Raw genomic sequence first — 19438 nt, 5'->3', positions numbered from 1 at the left:
AAGAACCAAGTGACGCGTTAACACCGGCAGCATTCGGTCAACCCGAGGCTACCACATGCGTTCACGCTCGATCTGCATTGATGCCGCCGCCGGCGGCGTTCGTTTCCTACAGCTGCTGGCGCTGGCGTTGCTGCTTGGGCCTGTGCTCGCCGGCCCCGCGCGCGCGGGTGATGTCGAGGATTGCAGCGGGCCGCCGACGGACAAGGTCGAGGCGGCGTGCTCGGGCATCATCAACGATACCGCACGCTCCACCGAGGATCGCACCAAGGCCTTCACCGGCCGCTCGCGATTTAACATCGCGCGCGGCAAGATCGATCAGGCGCTCAGCGATGCCGATGCGGCGGTGCAGCTGAATGGACAGTTCGTGCCGGCGCTGATCGCGCGCGGCTATGTCCAGCAACGCAAGGGGAGCCCGGATCAGGCCCGCGCCGATTTCGATCGCGCGATCGAGCTCGAGCCGAAGAACCCGTTTGGCTTCCTGGCGCGCGGCAATCTGCGCGCCGACCAGCACGCCTGGAGCGATGCGATCTCGGATTACGGCCAGGCGATCACGTTGCGGCAGGATCTCCCCGCCGCCCATGTCGGGCGCGCGCGGGCCTATGTCGAATCCGGACAGCCCGATGCGGCGCTGGCCGACGCCAACACCGCGATTGCCGTCAACGCCGGCACGCCGAATGCGTTCTACTGGCGCGGTCAGGCCTATCGCCGCAAGGGCGACATGGATCGCGCGATCGAGGATTTCTCGCGCGCCATCGCGCAGGCGCCGCAGGCCGAGCGCAAGGCCTATTTCGCCCGAGCCCAGCTCTACAGCGCCAAGGGCGACTATGCCCGCGCCATTGCCGACTTCGACCGGCTGTTGACGGTTCTTCCCGACAACAAGGAGATCCAGCAGCAGCGCCAGCAGGCGGTCGCGATGCAGGCCGAACTCGCCAAGGCAGCAGGCGACGCCGCGCCGCCACAGGCCGCACCGCCGCCAGGTGCAACGGCGGCGCGGCCAGCCGCGCCGGCGGCGGGTAACCAGCAGGTCGAGCAGGCCAAGCAGTTCGTCGCACAGGGCAACAATGCGGGCGCCGTTGCCAATCTCACCCAGGTACTGGGCGGCGACCCGCGCAACGAGGCTGCGCTGCGCCTGCGTGCACTGGCCTATTCAAGGCTCGGCCGGTTGGCGGACGCGCGCAACGATCTCAATGCCCTGCTCAAGCTCAAGCCGGACGATCCGCAGCTGCTGGCGTCCCGCGCGCTCAATGCCGCCGGCATGCGGCAGTTCGATGAGGCCAAGGCTGATGCCGGCCGTGCCATCACGCTCGATCAGAACAATTCGTTGGCCTATTTGGCGCGCGGCCTCGTCAAGGCCGGCACCGGCAAGGTGCAGGACGCGCTTGCCGACTACGATCATTCGATCTCGCTGAATACCAAGGAGACGCTCGCCTTCACCGAGCGCGGGCTCGCCCATATCGGCCTCAACCAGCTTGACAAGGCGCTGCTGGATTTCGATCAGGCCCTGGCGCTGGTGCCGACCAATCTGGTCGCCAAATCGTGGCGCGGCCTCGCACTGATGCTCAAGGGCCGTGCCGATGAGGGGCTGGTCGATATCGACGCTGTGCTGGAGCGAAGCCCGAACAATCCGACGGCCCAGCTCGGCCGCGGGCTCGCGATGCTGACCTCGTCCCAGTACGACCGTGCCATCGCCGCCTTCGACCAGATCATCACGCGGGCGCCCAACGATGCCTTCCCGCATGTGCTGCGCGCCCGGGCCTATCTCGGGCTGAAGAAGCCGGATAACGCGATGAAGGATCTCAACTTCATCCTCTCCGCGCGGCCCGATTATCAGCCGGCGCTGACATTGCGCGGCATCACCTGGTCGGCGCTGCGCAACTACGACAAGGCGGTCGAGGATCTCGACCGGGCGATTGCGCAGAAGGAGACAGTTGAGGGCCTGTTCGCCCGCGCCAAGGCGCATGAGGCGCTCAACCATGCCGACAAGGCGACCGAGGACTTCCGCAAGGCAACGCAGCTCACGCCGTCAAGCGTGTTCGACGTGCTGGCGCAGGCCGAGTCGAAGCGCAAGGTTCAGGAGCTGTCGAAGCGGGTGCCGTGCGGCAACGGTCAGAGCGGCACCTGCCTGTGACGCGGCAACTCGGCGGCGGTGCGCTTTGCTGGAGCAAAGGATGAACGTCGGCGCGCGCTGGCGATGGCGGCCGAAAAAAAGCTCAACGCCGTGGCGCGCGGGCATCGTGCCCGCCCCGCCGAACGTCACGTTGTCTGATGTTGGGTCGGCCCCCACTCCCGGACGGTATCCGAGAGTGCGCCGCCGGATCTGGCGCTAATACGCTAGACCTTGAGATTCTCGGCTGACGTCTTGCCGCGATTTGCGATCTCTTCGTACTCGACGGATTGGCCTTCGTTCAGGGTCTGAAGGCCAGCCTTCTGAACTGCTGAAATATGCACGAAAATGTCCTTGCCGCCCGTTGCGGGCTGGATGAATCCATAGCCCTTCGTCGGGTTGAACCACTTCACTGTACCTTTGGGCATTCCAGTCGTCTCCGCGGAATCAATCGAAAACAGACCAGCCGGCCCCCGCACAAACCGGCTTGTCCGCAACGACAGGATAGCAGTTTGAAAAAAGCTGGGTAGATCAAACGACGGTGTGTTTTTGACCGGAAACAACCCGCTTTGCGGGGGTTTGACGCCAGATTGCCCGTTTCGTGGTCAATTGATGCGCTGCAAAAACGGATCGGTTCCAGTGTACCGAATTGGATCGATGGTCCCGCGCGCTGCCTTTTCGGCCGGCGCGCGGGGATCAACCGGCCGTCTCTCAATAGGTCGCGGAGAGGTATTCGACGATCTTGCCGACGTCGGCTTCGTCGATCGGCGCACCGTAGACCTTGATCATCTTGGTCACCTCGGCCTGCCAAAAGTCCTTCTTGAACTTCTCGCCCTGCGGCTGGGTCTTGACGTAGTCGGCCGAGTGGCAGGCGGTGCAGTTGTTTTGCACCACATCGAGGTTGGGGCCCGGCTTGAAGGCCGCGGTCTCCTCGGGGACCGTGTAGTTCACGGGCGCGGCGACGGCGGCGCCGATCGACAACATGGCGATCGCGGCGAGGGATGGAAGCAGCTTGCTGGTCATGATGCTTCTCCTCACGCCGCGGTGACGCGCACGGTTTCGACGACGTTGCGCAGATAGCCGGCCGGATTCCACAACGGATCCATCGGCTGGGTATCGCCGGCATTGTTGGTGGCGCGCACCTTCAGCTCTGCGGGACCGGCCGCGAGCTTCACCGGCAGCTTCCATTCGCGGAAGGCGTATTTGCCGAGGTCCTTGCCGAGCTTGGCCGGCGTCCAGCTCTTGCCGCCGTCGGTCGAGACCATCACCTCCTTGATGCCCTTGCCGCCGTCGAAGGCGATGCCGCGCAGCATGGTGCGGCCGGCCTTCAGCTTGGCGCCGTCGGCAACGCTGGTGATGAACGAGCGCACCGTGAAGCGATTGATCGGGATCGTCGCCTTCGGTGCGGTCCCGGGCTCGACCGCATTGTTCGGCGTATCCGGTATCCGGTAGGCGGACTTCATCCAGAAGCCCTCGAACACGTTGTCGATCACGGTGATCTCGTTGAGGTGCTTCACCCAATAGGTGCCGTAATAGCCGGGCACCACGAGGCGGAGCGGGAAGCCGTTGAGGAACGGCAGGTCCTCGCCGTTCATGCCCCAGGCCAGCATCACCTCGCCGTCGCGTGCGTGGTCGATGTCGAGCGCCTTGACGAAATCCGGCGTCTTGTCGCTGACCGGACCGTCCATGCCGTTGAAGGTGACCTGCTTGGCTCTGGCCTGCACGCCGGCCATGTCGAGCACGGTCTTCAGCGGCACGCCGTGCCAGCGCGCGCACCCCATCGCGCCGTTGCCGAGCTGGCCGCCGGCGACGCGCGGACTGAAGAAGCCGCGGCTGTTGCCGGAGCACTGGTTGACTGCAACGATATCGGTCGCCTTCAGCTTCCTGATGTCCTTCAGCGACAGCTTCAGCGGCTTATCGACCTTGCCCTTGATCTCCAGCGTGAACTTGTCCGGATCGAGATTGTAGGGGAGGTCGGCGAGGTGATAGCGGACGAAGAACGCATTGTTCGGCGTGAGCGGGCCGTCGTTGAAGACCGCAAACGGCGTTTCCAGCTGCGGCGGGCGGGCGGTCAGGCCGATCATCGGGCGCTTCTGCGGGTAGCGCACCAGCGGCCGCTCGCCATTGCCAAAGGGCAGCGTCACGGTGTCGAGGGCGAATGCGCCCCTTGATCCCAGCCCCGTCACCAAAGCGGCCAATCCGGCGCGCTTCATCAAGTCTCGTCGATCGAGCATTCCGCTTCCTCCGAAGCTGTTCTGTCGTGAGCCGGTCATCACCAGCCCCAGATTACCTTGCGCGCGTTCGCATCATGGAATGCACGCAGCCCAAATGTCGCACCTGACAACCGCGAGTCAATTGAGCTTTCGCAACGTTGCGTCGCAACAACGAAAAGCCCCGGTCGCGTGGACGACCGGGGCGTTTCCATCCAGGTAGAAGGTTCGATCAGTAGCAGACGTTCACGGTGCGATAGCGATAGCCGTAGGGCGTCAGCACCAGGCGGGTGGCGTAGCAGCCGGAGTCGACGAAGCCGACGGCAATGCCCGGGCCACCCCAGAAGTGATGGTGATGCGGATGCCAGAAGAACGGCTTGGCGGAAGCTGCGGTCGGCGCCAGCGCCGCGGCACCGAGGGTTGCGGCAGTGGCGAGAGCGAGTGTGACTTTGCGAAACATGGTCTTCTCCTTCGGATGCGCGTTGAGCTCTGTCGCGGCGCGGTTGCAGTGTTACCCATCGCCAGTCAGTCGCATCCGGCACCGGGCACGTTCGAGCATCTCTGCTGAACGCACCGTCGGATGTGCGGCAGGTCACATTCGGAAAGAGGGAGATGAACCGGTCAGGCCGCGACGGCACGCCGGTCGTCGACCAGCGTTGACAGGAGCTGCGTCTTTTCGACCGTGCGCACGGTCATCGGCTCGTTGCGGCCGCGGATCGCGACCTCCTGCGCCGGCAGGGCATCGTCGGCCAGCCCGGCGGTGACGCGCACCTCGTCCGAGATGATCGCCTCGCAGGCCAACGCCTTGGTCATGTCCTGCAGCCGTGCCGCGACGTTGACGGCATCGCCGAGCGCGGTGAACACCATGTGGTCGCGATAGCCGATATCGCCGACGATCACCTCGCCGCCATGGATGCCGATGCCAAAGCGGATCGGCTCCCGCAGATCGTGGCCCAGGAACTGGTTCAGCTCGTCGATATGGGTTGCGATCAGCGCCGCCGCACGCAACGCCTGGCGGCAGGCCACCTGCCGGTCGGTGGCAAGCCCGAACAGCGCCAGCATGCCGTCGCCGATGAACTGGTTGGGCCGCCCGCCGGCTTCCAGCACCGCCTGCGACACCGCGCCGAGGAAGCGGTTGACGATGAACACGGTGTCGAACGGCAGCCGCTTTTCGGCAAGCTGCGTCGAGCCGCGCATGTCGACGAACATGCTGACCAGATAGCGCTCCTGGCCGACCCGTGCCGGATTGGTGGCGTGCGCGTTGGCCGACGTCGTGCTCGGCAGGAACAGCTGGAAGAAATTCAGGTCGGCGGTCGGCCGCAACTGGCAGGCCAACCGGATCGACGGATCGTCATTGCCGACCCGGTGCAGCACGAAGGCTTCGCGCGGCGAGGGCTCGGGCAATCCGGCGTGATCGCCGATGATGCGGATGCGGCAGGTCGAGCAGCGCGCGCGGCCGCCGCAGACGCTCGCATGGGGCACGTTGTAGCGCAGGCTTGCTTCCAGCACGCTCAGTCCCTTCGGTACCCGCAGCGTGCGGCCGTTGCCATAGGATAGCGCGATCATGCCGCCGCGGCGCTCCAGCAGGGCGCGCACGCCGCGCGCCAGCAGCACGAGGCCGAGCAGGCCGAGATAGCCGATGGTCAGGCCGTCGGTGATCTTCTCGAGCGTGGTCCCCTGCGCCGCGGTGCCGAGCTTCTGCACCGACAGCTCCTCGCGCCGCCAGTCGGGGTCTTGATAGTCGATGATCGTGGCGCGGCCGCCCTGGTAGATGCCGAGCATCGCCAGGGTCGGGATCAGCACCGCTCCGGCGAGCAGGAACGGCGCGGCGCGCTTGAAGAACGGACGCAGCCGCAGCCAGAAATACAGGCCGATGCAGCCATGCACCCAGGCGATCACCAGCACCGCCAGCATCTGCCACAGCCGGTTCGGCGAGGCGATGAAGAAGGTGTACAGCTCCTGGGGGTAGAGCTTCTCTTGTCCGTACAGGGTCTGGCCGAGCCGTACGCCGACGACGTGCGCGACGATCAGCATCGGGATGCTGAGGCCGAGCGTCAGTTGCAGCGGCTCGATCGCCTTCCAGTGGAACTCGCGGCGCTGATAGAGCGCCCAGATGCCGAGCCCGGTATGCACCAGACAGGCACTGTAGAACACGATCGCGACCGGCAGGAACTGCCAGAATTCGGTGTGGTAGTAGACCCCGATCGCCAGCGCCTGCGTCGAGATATTGCCGAGCGCGTGGTTGAGGAAATGGCTGGTCAGGTAGGCGAACATGATCGCCCCCGTGACGATGCGGACCTGCCGCAGGCCGATACCGCGGGCCATGTCCTGCAAATGCTCGCGCGAGGGGGAGGCCATGTGATTCATGATCGGCAAGTCTAGTGGTTAATTCCCGCGCTGAACACCGTCGCGGGTCCGGACCAGTCGCGAGAGCGGGCCGCGCGGCACGTTGACACCCCGTTAAGAGTCGAACAAAAAGCGCGCCGTGACGATAGCCCAAGCCGAACCTGGAGCCGATAACAACAGCGTTAAGCCGGCCCGTTTGCGCGTGCCGGACTGGCGGGGCGTCATTGCCGTGATCGTTGCCATGACCGCGATGCGGCTGGTCTACGCCCATGCGCTCGATCTGCGCACCGACGAGGCCTATTACTGGACCTGGTCGAAGGAAAACGTGCTGTCGTTCCTCGACCATCCCCCGATGGTTGCCTGGTTCATCCGCTTCGGCACCGCGATCCTCGGCGACACCAATCTCGGCGTCCGCCTCGGCGGCATCGTGGCGATGCTGGCCACCCAGCTCCTGCTCGCCGACATCGTCCGCCGCGTGACGGCCAACAACGTCCGCGCCGTGATGCTGGCGCTGCTGCTGCCGGAGGCGGCGCTGTATTACGGCCTCTTGATGGCCAAGGTCGCGCCCGATACGGCGCTGATCCCGTTTTCGGTGGCGATGCTGTGGTCGCTGGTCCGGCTTGCGCAAAGTGGTGACGGACGCTGGTGGCTCGCTGCCGGGCTGTTTGCCGGGCTGTCGCTGCTGTCGAAATTCACCGCGATCATGTTCGCGCCGGCGGTGCTCGCCTTTGCGCTGGTGCCGGATTGGCGCTGGCGCTGGCTGCGCAGCCCGTATCCGTATCTTGCCGCGCTGATCGCGATTATCGTGTTCGCGCCGGTGCTGATCTGGAATGCCGGGCACGACTGGGCCTCGTTCCGCTTCCAGGCGGTGCGCGCCACCGCCGAGCGCGCCTTCGCGGTGCGCACCGTCGGCGAGTTTATCGGCATGCAGTTCGGCCTGGTCGGCTTCGTGCTGCTGCCGGTGACGCTGTTCGGCACCGCGCTGACGGCATGGCGCGGCTATCGCAAGCGCGAGCCGGTCGCGATCCTGCTGGCGACTGCGGTGCTGGTGCCGTTCGTCTACTTCCTCTGGAAGTCCTTCACGCTGCGGGTCGGCGACACCTGGCCGATGTTCCTGTGGCCGGCCGGCTTCGCGGCAATTGCCATCAACGTCACGCGGATGCCGTTCGAGGGCTGGTCGGTCGGGCTCGTCAAATCGACGGTCTATTGGGCGCGGACCGCGATCACCACGGGCATCGTGTTCGTGGTCTGCGTCTTCCTCTATTACATGTTCGCGCCGTGGAATCTGATCGGCCGCACCGATCCGATCGGCACCGAGGCGGGCTACGATGTGGTGGCCGCGCGTACCCTGGCGCAGGTTGAGGCGACCGGCGCGACCTGGGTCGCGACCACGGATTACCGCACCTATGCGATGCTGCGCTGGTTGCTGCGCGGGAAGGTGACGGTCATCGAAATCAACGAGCGCGGCCGCTTCCAGGGCTTTGCCGATCCCGGCATGAGCAAGATCCGCGATCACGCCGGCATCTATGTCGGGCGCGAGCCCGAGAACAATCTGCCGCTGTGGAGCGAGACGACAGCGGTGCGCCAGCTGCTGGAGCGCGTGACGCGCAGCTGGCGCGGCATGGTGATGGACACCTATTCGCTGGAGAAGATCAGCGGCTGGACGCCCGATCTGTCGCCGCCGCCGGACACCACCTTCTTCCGCTGGCGCGTGCTGGCGATGCTGGCGGAGCGTTGCGAGATCACCTTCTCCCCTTGTGGGAGAAGGTGGCAGCCGAAGGCTGCCGGATGAGGGGTCTCTCTCCGCGGGCGAGGTGCGTATGGATGGAGACCCCTCACCCAAGCGCGGGCGTGGTGAACAACTGAGTTGCCCTCTCCCACAAGGGGAGAGAGCGCAGCAACGAGCACTGCTCGCTCAAGAGAAGCGCTATTCCTCTTCCTCGCGCTTGCGGATCAGGTCCTTCGCGAGATCCGTTAGCGCCGGGCGCGGCAGGGCGTTGAAGGGAAGCGGACGGGTGACGTCGATCGCGGCGAGGCCGAGCCGGGCGGTCAACAGGCCGTTGAGCATGCCTTCGCCGAGGCGTTGTGATAGTTTTGCCGCGATGCCGTGACCGAGCATCTGCTGGATCAGGCTGTCGCTCGCGGCCATGCCGCCGGTGATGGCGAGATGCGCGATGACGTGGCGCAGCAGGCGGATCATGCCGAGCGCGCCGGGCCGGCCGCCATAGAGCCGCGCCAGCTGCCGGATCATCCGCAAGCTCGCCACGAACACGAACAGCACGTCGATCATCGCGCGCGGGCTGACCGCGGTGACGACCGAGACGCGTTGCGCGGCGGTCGATACCAGCCGTCGCGCCTCCTCGTCGAGCGGCGTCATCAACTCGCGCTCGGCGAGGCGGATCATGTCGGCGCCGTCGATGATGTCGTCGGTGTGGCTCTGCAGCGTGCTGCGGGCGCGGGCGAGCTGCGGGGTCTGGTGCGCGAGCTTGAGCAAATCGGCGACGATCACCCGGCTCGCGGCGCGGTCGTCGCTGATCAGCACCTCGGCGGCGCGCAGATGCAGCTTCTCGATGGTCGCAAGCCGCGCCAGACCGACCAGCTCGCGCGTCGTGACGACCGCGAGCGCCACCGCGGCGATGACGGCGAGTCCCAGCCCGAGGACGCCGAGGCCTTCATTGCGTGCGAACAGATCCTCAACCAGATTGATGACGCCAAGCCCGGTGCCGAGCACCACGAGGCCCGCGACCGCGCTCCAGAACAGCGTGCCCCAGCGGAAGCCGCGGCGCGCCGGCACCAGCGGCGTATCAACCGGGACCGGGAGCTGCGCGGGCTCGGCCTCGGGCACGATCTGGATCGTGCCGCGGGTGAGGCGGCCGCCGTCGTCCGGATCCATCACGACCACGCCGGGATCGTCGAGCTTGAACGTCGCCGGCCGCCGCGGGGGCGTCTTCTCGTTCATTGCAGTTTGTCTCCGATCAGGAACTGGAGGGCGCGGTCAAGGCGGATGTGAGGCAGCGCCGGCTCTGCATCGCCGTTTCGTTCCAGCTTTGGCGGACGGAAGCGCAGGAAGCGGTAGTCTGCGGCCTCTGTGTCTGAGTTTGAGAGACCGCGGAAACCGCCGTTGAACAGCTCCTCCGGATTGTCGGGCAGGTCGCCCGGAAAGGTCGCAACCTCCGTCTCGCCGTCAAGCCGCTCGCCATTGGCGACCTCGCCCGGCGCCGGCGTGCCGAGGATCGACGGCAGCCGGTCGCGCCCGCGCTGGACCTGCGCCTCGCGCGTGGCGCGCACCGCGGCGAGCGCGACGACGTCGATGTCGGCGCCGGCATATTCCGCGCGCTCGGCGGCCTTGGCCACGATCCGCCGCAGCACGGCCTCCAGCCGGTCGTGGCTCTGATGGTGCAGATGGTCGGCCTTGGTTGCCGCGAACAGGATGCGGTCGATGCGCGGCCGGAACAGCGCGCTCAGGATCGTGCTGCGGCCGATCCGGAAGCAGTCGAGAATGCCGGCGAGCGCGGCTTCGAGATCGTGCAGCGCCTCAGGGCCGGCGTTGAATGCGGCGAGCGCATCGGCCAGCACGATCTGGCGGTCGAGCCGCGCGAAATGGTCGCGGAAGAACGGCCGCACCACGACGTCCTTGTAGGCTTCAAAGCGCCGCCGCATCATCGCCCACAGCGAGCCGTCACCCGCGCTGCCGCCTGCGGGCACGTCGAGCGGTGCAAAGGTGAGTGCCGGCGTGTCGGCGAGATTGCCGGGCATCAGGAAGCGGCCGGGCGGCAACAGGCTCATCGCGAAGCGCTCGTCGCGGCAGGCGCGCAGATAGTCGGTGAACAGGCGTGCTTCGGTGAGCGCGGCCTGCTCGTCCTCTCTGGCCTCGGGCTTCAGCGTCGCGAGATGGGCGTGCCAGGGCGCCGCGAGTTTGGCGCGCAGCGGCTCGCGCGACAGCGCAAGGCTTTCCGCCGACCATTGCTCGTAGCTCTTGTTGAGCAGCGGCAAGTCGAGCAGCCACTCGCCGGGATAGTCGACGATATCGAGGGTCAGCGTGCGGTCCGCGCCATTTTGCCGCTGATACTCGATCACGAGACGGAGCTCGGAGATGTCGATGGTCGAGCTCGGCCAGGTCCGCTCCTCGACCAATGTCCGGACATGGTTCTCATAGGCGAAGCGCGGCACCGCATCGTCGGGCTGCGGGGCGAGATAGGCGCGCGCGATCCGCCCCGAGGCATAGGCCTCGAACACCGGGAAGCGGCCGCCGCGGGTCAGGCCGTGCACCAGCGCGGTGATGAACACGGTCTTGCCGGCGCGCGACAGGCCGGTGACGCCGAGCCGCACCGTCGGGTTGAAGAATCCCTCGCCATAGTCGAGCAGCGCCCGCGCCGAGAGACGGGCTTCCTCGACGATATCAGTGAAGCTGGGGGGCATGGAGGGTTAACGAAAAACCCGGCAGGAGGGACCAAAAGGGGCGGGCGATCACCCGCAAAGTGGCGATTATCGGGCCAAAATCAAGCTTCACATTTCCGGCGCCTTTACGGGCGAGGGGATGGTAAGGGGGCAAGGGAATTGAACGCGTCACCATGCCCGCGCTACCCATCGTCCATCGGCCCACGGGAAAGCCTGCATGACGGTCTTCCGCCTGAAGCAACTTGCCTCGACCTCGATCCACGCGGCCGGCGCCGCGCTGTGGAACTACGACCGTGCCGAGCTGATCGCCGACGGCGTCATTCATCTCGTCGGCGTCGCGTTCGGGCTGGTCGCCGCCACCGCACTGATCGTGCTGACCGCGGTCTATGCCGGCCCGTTCGACATCGCCGTGGTCTCGGTCTATGTCGCCGGCCTGCTCGCGATGCTGGTGCTGTCGGCGACCTATAATCTGTGGCCGGTGTCGCGCGCCAAATGGGTGCTGCGGCGCTTCGATCATTCCGCGATCTATCTGCTGATCGCCGCGACCTATACGCCGTTCATCGTGGAACTGAAGGACAGCACTTTCGCGATCGCGTTGCTGGTCGGGGTGTGGTGCGTGGCGATCGTCGGGATCTGGCTGAAGCTACGCTATCCCGGCCGCTTCGACCGGCTCTCGGTCGGGCTCTACCTTGCGATGGGCTGGAGCGGCATCATGCTCTACGACGCCGTCGTCAAGGTGCTGCCGGCGATGGCGCTCGGCTTCGTGCTGGCCGGCGGCATCCTCTACAGCCTGGGGGTGATCTTCCACTCCTGGCGCCGGCTGCGTTTCCAGAACGCGATCTGGCACTGCTTCGTGCTGCTCGGGGCCGCCTGCCACTATACGGCGGTGTTCGACGTCGTGCTGGCCAGTTGAAGCTCTCGCCATCTGCGGCGAATGGGCTATCATGCTTCGTGATACGCCCGTTGCGCTTTGTCCCGTCATCCTGAGGAGCGCGGAGCGCGTCTCGAAGGATGCACGGCCCGGCTGGTGGCCGTCGACCCTTCGAGACGCGCGTGCCGCGCTCCTCCAGCGACAACGGCTTCGCCGTTGCGCGGGGGTGACGGGACACGCAGGAGCGAGTGGGTAAAGCGACAGTGTGCAAGCAAAGATATCGGGAGGATGGCCATGCAGGTGGCAGGTAAGGTTGTGGTGGTCACCGGCGGTGGCAATGGCATCGGCAAGGCGTTGTGCGAGGCATTCCACGCCGCGGGCGCATCGAAGGTCGTGGTCGTCGACCTCGATCACGGCGCGGCCGAGAAGATCGCGGCCACGGTCGGCGGCGCCGCCTTCAAATGCGACGTCGGGCAGGAGAAGAACATCCTGCACGTGATCGAAGAGACCGAGCGCATGTTCGGCCCGATCGCGCTGTTCTGCTCCAACGCCGGCATCGGCGGCGGCTTCGATCCGTTGTCGGTGAACGCCGGCGGCACCTCGGACGAGCCGTGGTCGCGGAGCTGGGCGATCCATGTGATGGCGCATGTCTATGCCGCGCGGCATCTGGTGCCGCGCATGAAGGCGCGCGGCGGCGGATATTTCCTCAACACGATCTCGGCCGCGGGCCTGTTGTCGCAGGTCGGCAGCCCGGCCTACTCGACCACCAAGCACGCCGCGGTCGGCTTTGCGGAAAACCTCGCGATCTCGCACCGCGCCGACAACATCAAGGTCTCGATCCTCTGCCCGCAGGGCGTCGACACCAACATGCTGCGCTCGATCCCGAAGGGCCCGCAGTCCGGTGACGGCGATCTTTCCGCCGAGCAGGTCGCGCAGGATGCGCTCAAGGGCATCGAGCAGGAGACCTTCCTGATCCTGCCGCACCCGCAGGTGCTCGGCTACATGCGCAAGAAGACCGAGAATTACGACCGCTGGATCGGCGGCATGGCCAAGATCCAGGCCAAGATGCGGGAAGCGCACGGGAAGTGAGACCGGCCCGGATGAAGCGAAGCGTAATCCGGGTCACTCCCTGGCGAGTTGTGCGATCCTGTCGCGCAGATAGGCGTCCATCAGATCGGGCGCCGACGCGCCGAACATCCTGATGCGGCCGGTGTGCAGCAACAGCAGCAGGCCGGTCGCATGCGCGAAGCAGTCGACCATCACGGTGTTCGCCTTCTGCCTCGACGCGCCGAGCGCTTCAGCGGCTTCGGCGATCGGATGCAGTGCCGCCTCCAGTGCGGCGTTCAGCGCGTGGTCGCGGTCATGGCCTAGCCCGGCCGGCTTCATGCCGCCGCGGAACAGGTAGAAGCCGAGATCGAGGTCGCGCGGGTGCTCCGCGTAATAGCGGAAGAAGCCCATGCCTGCGGCGTGCAGCTTCTGCTTGGCGCCGCGTGTCGTCGCGACCGCCGCGCTGACGGCTTCGCCGAGCGATGCCAGCGATTGCTGCAGCACCTCGGCATAGATCGCCTCCTTGGAATCGAAATGGAAATACAGCGCCGCCGGCGTGTAGCCGGCCCGCGTCGCGATCGCCCGCAGGCTCGCGCCCTCGAGGCCTTCCTCCGCGAACACGCTGCGCGCCGCGTCGAGGATCAGCTCCCGCTTGTGGCGGCTGACCGCTTCCCTCCTGCTCTCGCGCATCTGCATGGCCCGGCGAATCCGTTCTTGACTCAATTCTAACAGCGTTAGATAATTTAACAACGTTAGAATAAATGAGCAAGGGAGAAGCGCCATGCTGATGACGGCTGCGGACTACCGGGAATCCCTGCGCCGCTACAAGCCGCGTGTGTTCGTCAACGGCGCGGCCGTTGCGAGCGTCGCGGACGAGCCGTTGCTGGCGCCCGGCGTGGCGGGCGTCGGCGTGACCTATGATTTCGCGCTGCAGCCCGAGCACGTGCCGATCATGACGGCGCGGCAGGGTACCTCGGGCAAGACCGTCAACCGCATGCTCCACATCAATCAGAGCTCGCAGGACCTGCTCGACAAGCTCGAGGCGGTGCGGCTGGTGTGCAGGACGTCGGGCTGCGCGCAGCGCTACCTGAGCCATGATGCGCTGAACGGTCTCTATCAGGCGACCAGGCTGACCGACGATCGCCACGGCACCGATTACAGCCAGCGCTTCCTCAACTATCTGCACGAGGTGCAGGACCAGGATCTGACGCTCGGCATCGCCATGACCGACGCCAAGGGCGACCGCTCGAAGCGACCGGGCCTGCAAGCCAACGCGGACGTCTACGTCCATATCAAGGAGCGCCGCCCCGACGGCATCGTGATCCGCGGCACCAAGGCGATCGTGACCGGCGCGCCCTACATGCACGAATTCCTGGTCATGCCGTGCCGCACCCATGTGCCTGCCGACAAGGATTTTGCGGTCTGTTGCGCGGTGCCGGTCGATGCGCCCGGCGTCACCATCGTCGCGCGCCCGGCCGGCCGGCCCGGCGATGCCGCGGCGAAATTCTCGGCGAAGTACGGCCAGTCGGTCGGCGTCGTGATGTTCGACGACGTGTTCGTGCCGCATGGCCGCGTGTTCCTCGCCGGCGAGACCGAGGAGGGCGGCTTCCTCACCACGTCCTACGCCACGCACCACCGCCATTCCTGCATCGGCGCCCGTGCCGGCTTCGGCGATCTATTGATCGGCGCCAGCGCGCTGATGATCGAGGCCAACGGGCTCGATGCCGAGAAGCATGCGCATATCCGCGAGGCAATGGTCGAGCTGATCACCATCACCGAAAGCTTCTACGCCTGCGGCGTCGCCTCCTCGGTCTACTGCACGAAGGATCCGGCGGGCTCGGTGATGCCGGATGCGGTGTTCTCCAACATCGGCAAGCTGCTGCTGGCGACCAAGATCTACGACATGCACCGCGTCGCGCATTACGTCTCCGGCGGGCTGATCGTCGCGCTGCCGGGTCCCGACGAGGATCACAATCCGGAAACGCGCGCCTCGCTTGCCGCTGTCATGGGCGGACGTCCCGATATCCCGGCCGACCAGCGCGCCGAGGTGGCACGGCTGATCGAGGACCTCACCGTCTCGCACGAGGCCGGCTGGTATTCGGTGATCTCGTTGCACGGCGGCGGCTCGCCGGAGGCGATGAAGCGCGAGATCTGGCGCAACTATCCTGTCATGGAGAAGGCCGAGCTGGTCGAGAATCTGCTCGGCCGCGGCCTTGTCGACCAGGGACAGCGGGTGTCGAAGCAGCCCGGACGCTGCTGCGCGACCGGCTGCGAGGTGCCGGCGCCAGCGGCGCTGGAGCAGGAGTCCGATCTCGTCAGGTGAGCACGTCCGCCAGGCTCCCTCTCCCGCTTGCGGGGGAGGGCTGGGGTGGGGGTTCTCTCCGCGAGTCACATCGTGGAAAAATCCCCCACCCGCATCGCATCTTCAATGCGATGCGACCTCCCCCGCAAGCGGGAGAGGTGCAGGCAGGTCTGCCGCAAGATCAGCTAACATAGCTCCACGATGCCCTGCTGAGGGCCATCGCCGCTGCGCTCACGCCTTCTGCGCGTAAAGCAGCGGCACCGCGGAATCCACCATCACCTCGATCAGGCTGGTGCCCTGATGCGACAGGGCGCGCTGGTAGGCGCCGGCGAGTTCGGCTGACTTCGTCACCCGCACGGCGTCGCAGCCCATGCCTTCGGCGAGCTTGACGAAATCGATGCCGGGCAAATCGAGGCCCGGCACGTTGCGCACTTGCATCACCTGGCTGAACGAGCGCATCGCGCCATAGCCGGAATTGTTGAGCACCACGACCGTCAGCGGCAGCTTGCGCTGCGCCGATGTCCACAGCGCCTGGATCGAATACATCGCCGAGCCGTCGCCGATCAGGCAAACCGTGCGTCCCTGACGTCGACCGAGCGCCATGCCGACCGCGGCCGGCAGGCTGTAGCCGAGGCCGCCGCTCGCCATGGTGTAGAAGCTGTCCTGGCCGTGCATCGGCATCGCCTTCTGCATCAGCGGGCGGTGCGACGGTATTTCCTCGACCAGCGCATCATGCGGCCCCATAGCGGCCGAGAGCGCGTGCAGCGCATATTCGGCGGGGATCGGGTCGCCGGCGGCCGGTGCCGGCGGCAGGACACGGCCGGCCGGCGCGGTGCGCCTGGTCTCGGGCAGCATCTCGAGCAGCGCCGTCAGCGCGGGCTTCATCGTCGCGACGATGCTGTGACCGGTCGGTGTCATCGCGGCGGCGTCCGGATCGTCGGTGATCTGGAAGATTGTGGTCGAGCCGTCGAAGATCGCGGCATGGCCCTCGACATGGAAGGTGAAGACCGGCGCGCCGACCACGACGACAAGATCGTGACCGCGCAGTGCGTCGGAGAGCTGGCCCGGCGCGGCATGCAGGAAGCCGACAAACTGCGCATGCCGCTCGGGGAACGAGCAGCGCGCCGAGAACGGGCTGGCCCAGACCGCGGCCTTGGTCTTCTCGGCGACGTCAACCATGAGATCGACCGCTTCGGCACGATCGACCGCCGGGCCGACGACGAGGGCAGGGCGCTTGGCCTCGCCGAGCGCGGCCACCAGCGCCTGCATCGCCGACAGATCGGGGCCGATGTCGCGGCTGACCTGGCGCGCGTCGAGCGGCTGCGTCGCATGCGCCCAGTCGTCGATCGGCACCGAGACGAAGGTCGGCCCGCAGGGCGGCTGCATCGCGACATAATAGGCGCGCGCGATCGCGGCAGGCACGTCTTCGGCGCGCGCCGGCTCGACCGCGAATTTCACGTAAGGCCTGGGGAATTCGGAGGCCCGCTCGGCATAGAGGAAGGCCTGCAGCGGCATGATCGAGCGCGCCTGCTGGCCCGCGGTGATCACCAGCGGGGTCTGGTTGCGATAGGCGTTGTAGATGTTGCCGAGCGCGTTGCCGACGCCGGCCGCCGAATGCAGATTGACGAAACCGGCATTGCGCGTCGCCAGCGCATAGCCGTCGGCCATGCCGACGACGGATGCCTCCTGCAGGCCGAGCACGTAGTCGATGTCGTCGGGCCAGTCGCTCAGGAACGGCAGCTCGGTCGAGCCGGGATTGCCGAACACCTTGTTGATGCCCCATGCGCGGAGCAGGCCGAATGTGGCGTCCTTGACGGTGACGGTCTTGCCTTTGCTGGCGGCGGGTTTGCGGGACGACATCATTGAACCCCGGGAGTTGGCGATACGCTCGTTACAGGCAACGGAGATCGGCCTTGACGTCCAACGAGCGCGTCTTGGATCGTCTGATCGTTCTAGGATACGGTTCGGACGCTGTCCAATCGAGCGCCAGCCGACGTCGTGCTCCAAGGTGAGGCGTACCGAGTGCCTTGAGCCTGCGTCGGAATATTCCGCTTTTGACCTGTGCCCTGCAACCCCGCCAGCCGGTCGGCGTTGAGGTGTGGCACGAGTTCCGGCCGCGGATAAGCGATGGTCAAGCGAAGGAGGCACGCATGAAGACGATACTCGTTTTGTTCTTTGCCGTTCTGTCCACTTCAGCGCTCGCTGACGTTCCGGGCGCGGACTGGCTCACCAAGCAACAGATTGTCGATCGGCTTCATAGTCTGGGCTACACGAATATCACGGATCTGGAGGCTGACGACGGCCATTGGGAAGGCGATGCAGTGAAGGATGGCAAGACGTACGAGTTGCACATCGACCCGCACACCGGACAGTTGACCAAGAACGAGCCAAAGAATTGATATCCGCCGCCTTCGCGCCTGCTCGTGGCTGCGCTGCGGTGAGATGGCTGCATGCGATCCGCCTGCTGCACCGGAAGCGGAGATGAAGGCCGCGCCTGTTGAAACGTTCCGCTCGCTGAGACTAGCGCCAAAGGCCCAGCGACGCCCATTTCGACGTCGGAATAGCCTCACCGACTTTGTATTGCAGGCTGGTTACATGCAGGTGGTCGGGAGTGCCCTTGCAGGTATAGCTCAACGAGAACCACTGGCCTTTGCTCCGGAACGCGCCGCCTTTTGCGATCACCGTATCGCCATGGTGCGACGGGCTGGAGATCACGTCGGACTTTGCCCTGTCGGCCTGTCGCCCGGTGTCGCGGTTGATGTCGGACATGACGGCATAGTCGCAGACTTGCTCTAGCCTTGTTGCCGGCTCGACGTGACGCAGGCTGTCGAGAAAGCGCTGGTCCTGTGCGCAGGCGGGAACGGAGAGCACGAGCAGCGACACCAGAAGAAGCAGTCTCAACAGGTCCTCGTCGGGAAAGTGGTTAACCAGGGCTTTGCCATATACAGAAGAGCCGCGGGCTTCAATCCACGAATTCGTGCTCGCAGGTACGTGGGAAAAGCAATCCACCGGTCGGTGGATCGCCTGACGATGTGGCCGCAGCAACGGCTGAAAATCGTATTGGCGGCTGTTCCACGTCATCCTGAGGTGCGAGCGGAGCGAGCCTCGAAGGATGCGTGGCCACAAACCGGGCCGTCGATCCTTCGAGACGCCGCTTCGCGGCTCCTCAGGATGACGGTATGACCTTTCGCTGGGATACCTAGTTCGACTTTTGCAACGCCGCGGTCTGCTTGGCGAGCTGCTTGTCGAAATCCTGCTCCAGCCCGGCCACATAGGTGGCATTCTCGCCCGGCTTGACGAACGGATTCGGCGCGCCGTCCTTCATCTGCGCCCGCTTGGCCTGCATGTCGTAGACCTCCGGATGCGGCCCGAGCAATACGTCGACCTTCATCGCCTTGACCCTGGCGAGGGTCGAGCGGTAGTCGTCGACGATGCCGGGATAGGTCGGACGGCCGACCAGCCGGTTCAGCGCCACCGTTCCGCTGCAGAAGAACAGCACGTTGCGTTGCTGATTTCCGTCCTTCACCGTCATCTCCCAGCTGGTGCAGCCGGGCGAATGGCCGGGGGTGGTGTGCGCCGTGAGCGTGACGTCGCCGAGCGTCACCTTGTCGCCTTCCTTGACGGTGCGGTCGACCTTCACAGGCGTAAAGGCGAGATCGGCGTTGTTCTCGTCGCCCGGATAGTAACCGCCCTCGAGCAGCGGCTTGTCACGCTCGCCGGCGATCAGTTGCGCGCCGGTCTCCTTCTTGATCTCGGCAAAGCCGCCGGTGTGATCGAGATGGGCGTGGGTGTTGAGGATGATCTTGATGTCGCCTTCCCTGAAGCCGAGCTTGGCGATGTTGTCCTTGATCATGCCGGTCGACTGTTGCATCGCCGTGTCCATCAGGATCAACCCCTGCGACGTCTTGACGACGTAGACCGCGATCCCGTCGGTGCCCACATAGTAGATATTGTCGATGAGCTGGAACGGTTCGAACGGCGCGGTCCATTTCTTCATGACAACGGCCATGAAGTCCTTGAGCGTCTGTGCCTGCGCATCGGTTGCGATCAGCGTGAGCGCGCACAGCGCGGCTGCGATCGTCCTCATGGTTGCCTCCCTGCTTGTTGTTGTTCGTGCACGGGCGGGACTATGCGTGCTGGCAAAGCCGTCCGCAAGCGGC

General features: G+C 65.8%; 17 protein-coding genes. 6 read left to right on the top strand and 11 right to left on the bottom strand.

Annotated features, from left to right (window positions below; genetic code table 11):
* Window positions 1-55 precede the first annotated feature (55 nt).
* On the top strand, window positions 56-2128 hold the full coding sequence (locus QJT82_RS28530; protein WP_028342508.1) for a tetratricopeptide repeat protein: 2073 nt from the start codon (window positions 56-58) through the stop codon (window positions 2126-2128).
* Window positions 2129-2331: 203 nt separating this feature from the next.
* Here QJT82_RS28530 and QJT82_RS28525 read toward each other — a convergent pair whose 3' ends face one another.
* From QJT82_RS28525 to QJT82_RS28505, 5 genes are all read right to left on the bottom strand, one after another.
* Window positions 2332-2532: a cold-shock protein gene (locus QJT82_RS28525; protein ID WP_016842427.1), complete on the bottom strand. Its 201-nt coding sequence runs from the start codon at window positions 2530-2532 to the stop codon at window positions 2332-2334.
* A gap of 283 nt (window positions 2533-2815) precedes the next feature.
* The gene (locus QJT82_RS28520; protein WP_028342507.1) at window positions 2816-3127 is read right to left on the bottom strand and encodes a cytochrome c; all 312 of its coding nucleotides are present in this window, start codon (window positions 3125-3127) and stop codon (window positions 2816-2818) included.
* An 11-nt stretch (window positions 3128-3138) separates the two neighbouring features.
* Window positions 3139-4338, bottom strand: a complete 1200-nt coding sequence (locus tag QJT82_RS28515) for a molybdopterin-dependent oxidoreductase (RefSeq protein ID WP_028342506.1) — start codon at window positions 4336-4338, stop codon at window positions 3139-3141.
* A 208-nt stretch (window positions 4339-4546) separates the two neighbouring features.
* Window positions 4547-4774, bottom strand: coding sequence for a hypothetical protein (locus tag QJT82_RS28510; RefSeq protein WP_028342505.1), 228 nt, complete (start codon window positions 4772-4774; stop codon window positions 4547-4549).
* Between the two features lie 161 nt (window positions 4775-4935).
* The gene (locus QJT82_RS28505) at window positions 4936-6672 is read right to left on the bottom strand and encodes an adenylate/guanylate cyclase domain-containing protein (RefSeq protein ID WP_028342504.1); all 1737 of its coding nucleotides are present in this window, start codon (window positions 6670-6672) and stop codon (window positions 4936-4938) included.
* Window positions 6673-6901: 229 nt separating this feature from the next.
* Here QJT82_RS28505 and QJT82_RS28500 point away from each other — a divergent pair, with 229 nt between their 5' ends.
* Entirely contained in the window at window positions 6902-8452 is a 1551-nt protein-coding gene (locus tag QJT82_RS28500; RefSeq protein WP_051447986.1) for a glycosyltransferase family 39 protein, read from the top strand.
* 135 nt (window positions 8453-8587) lie between these two features.
* Here QJT82_RS28500 and QJT82_RS28495 read toward each other — a convergent pair whose 3' ends face one another.
* Window positions 8588-9619 (bottom strand): TIGR01620 family protein, encoded by a 1032-nt coding sequence (locus tag QJT82_RS28495; RefSeq protein WP_028342503.1) that lies wholly within the window; start codon window positions 9617-9619, stop codon window positions 8588-8590.
* On the bottom strand, window positions 9616-11079 hold the full coding sequence (locus QJT82_RS28490) for a YcjX family protein (protein WP_028342502.1): 1464 nt from the start codon (window positions 11077-11079) through the stop codon (window positions 9616-9618). The genes QJT82_RS28495 and QJT82_RS28490 overlap by 4 nt, the downstream gene beginning before the upstream one ends.
* 196 nt (window positions 11080-11275) lie before the next feature.
* On the opposite strand from QJT82_RS28490, the gene QJT82_RS28485 reads away from it, so the two are divergent.
* Window positions 11276-11971 (top strand): hemolysin III family protein, encoded by a 696-nt coding sequence (locus tag QJT82_RS28485; protein ID WP_028342501.1) that lies wholly within the window; start codon window positions 11276-11278, stop codon window positions 11969-11971.
* A 252-nt stretch (window positions 11972-12223) separates the two neighbouring features.
* A complete protein-coding gene (locus tag QJT82_RS28480) occupies window positions 12224-13018 on the top strand; it encodes an SDR family oxidoreductase (RefSeq protein WP_028342500.1) in 795 nt (264 codons plus the stop codon).
* A 33-nt stretch (window positions 13019-13051) separates the two neighbouring features.
* Here QJT82_RS28480 and QJT82_RS28475 read toward each other — a convergent pair whose 3' ends face one another.
* On the bottom strand, window positions 13052-13666 hold the full coding sequence (locus tag QJT82_RS28475; RefSeq protein WP_245288808.1) for a TetR/AcrR family transcriptional regulator: 615 nt from the start codon (window positions 13664-13666) through the stop codon (window positions 13052-13054).
* Window positions 13667-13757: 91 nt separating this feature from the next.
* Between QJT82_RS28475 and QJT82_RS28470 the strand changes: the two genes are divergently transcribed.
* Complete coding sequence (locus QJT82_RS28470; protein ID WP_028342498.1) at window positions 13758-15299, top strand: 4-hydroxyphenylacetate 3-hydroxylase N-terminal domain-containing protein; 1542 nt, start codon at window positions 13758-13760, stop codon at window positions 15297-15299.
* A 210-nt stretch (window positions 15300-15509) separates the two neighbouring features.
* Here the strand turns inward: QJT82_RS28470 and mdlC are convergent, their stop codons facing one another.
* Window positions 15510-17138 (bottom strand): benzoylformate decarboxylase, encoded by a 1629-nt coding sequence (gene mdlC / locus QJT82_RS28465; RefSeq protein WP_028342497.1) that lies wholly within the window; start codon window positions 17136-17138, stop codon window positions 15510-15512.
* A 290-nt stretch (window positions 17139-17428) separates the two neighbouring features.
* Between mdlC and QJT82_RS28460 the strand changes: the two genes are divergently transcribed.
* A complete protein-coding gene (locus tag QJT82_RS28460) occupies window positions 17429-17677 on the top strand; it encodes a PepSY domain-containing protein (RefSeq protein ID WP_028342496.1) in 249 nt (82 codons plus the stop codon).
* Between the two features lie 121 nt (window positions 17678-17798).
* Here the strand turns inward: QJT82_RS28460 and QJT82_RS28455 are convergent, their stop codons facing one another.
* Window positions 17799-18359, bottom strand: a complete 561-nt coding sequence (locus QJT82_RS28455) for a DUF930 domain-containing protein (protein ID WP_080686837.1) — start codon at window positions 18357-18359, stop codon at window positions 17799-17801.
* Between the two features lie 118 nt (window positions 18360-18477).
* Window positions 18478-19365, bottom strand: coding sequence for a BJP family subclass B3 metallo-beta-lactamase (gene blaBJP, locus QJT82_RS28450; RefSeq protein WP_028342494.1), 888 nt, complete (start codon window positions 19363-19365; stop codon window positions 18478-18480).
* Between the last annotated feature and the right edge of the window lie 73 nt (window positions 19366-19438).

The organism is Bradyrhizobium sp. Mp19 (assembly GCF_029952935.1).
GTDB lineage: Bacteria > Pseudomonadota > Alphaproteobacteria > Rhizobiales > Xanthobacteraceae > Bradyrhizobium > Bradyrhizobium elkanii.
This window is presented reverse-complemented; position numbering and strand designations above follow the sequence as displayed.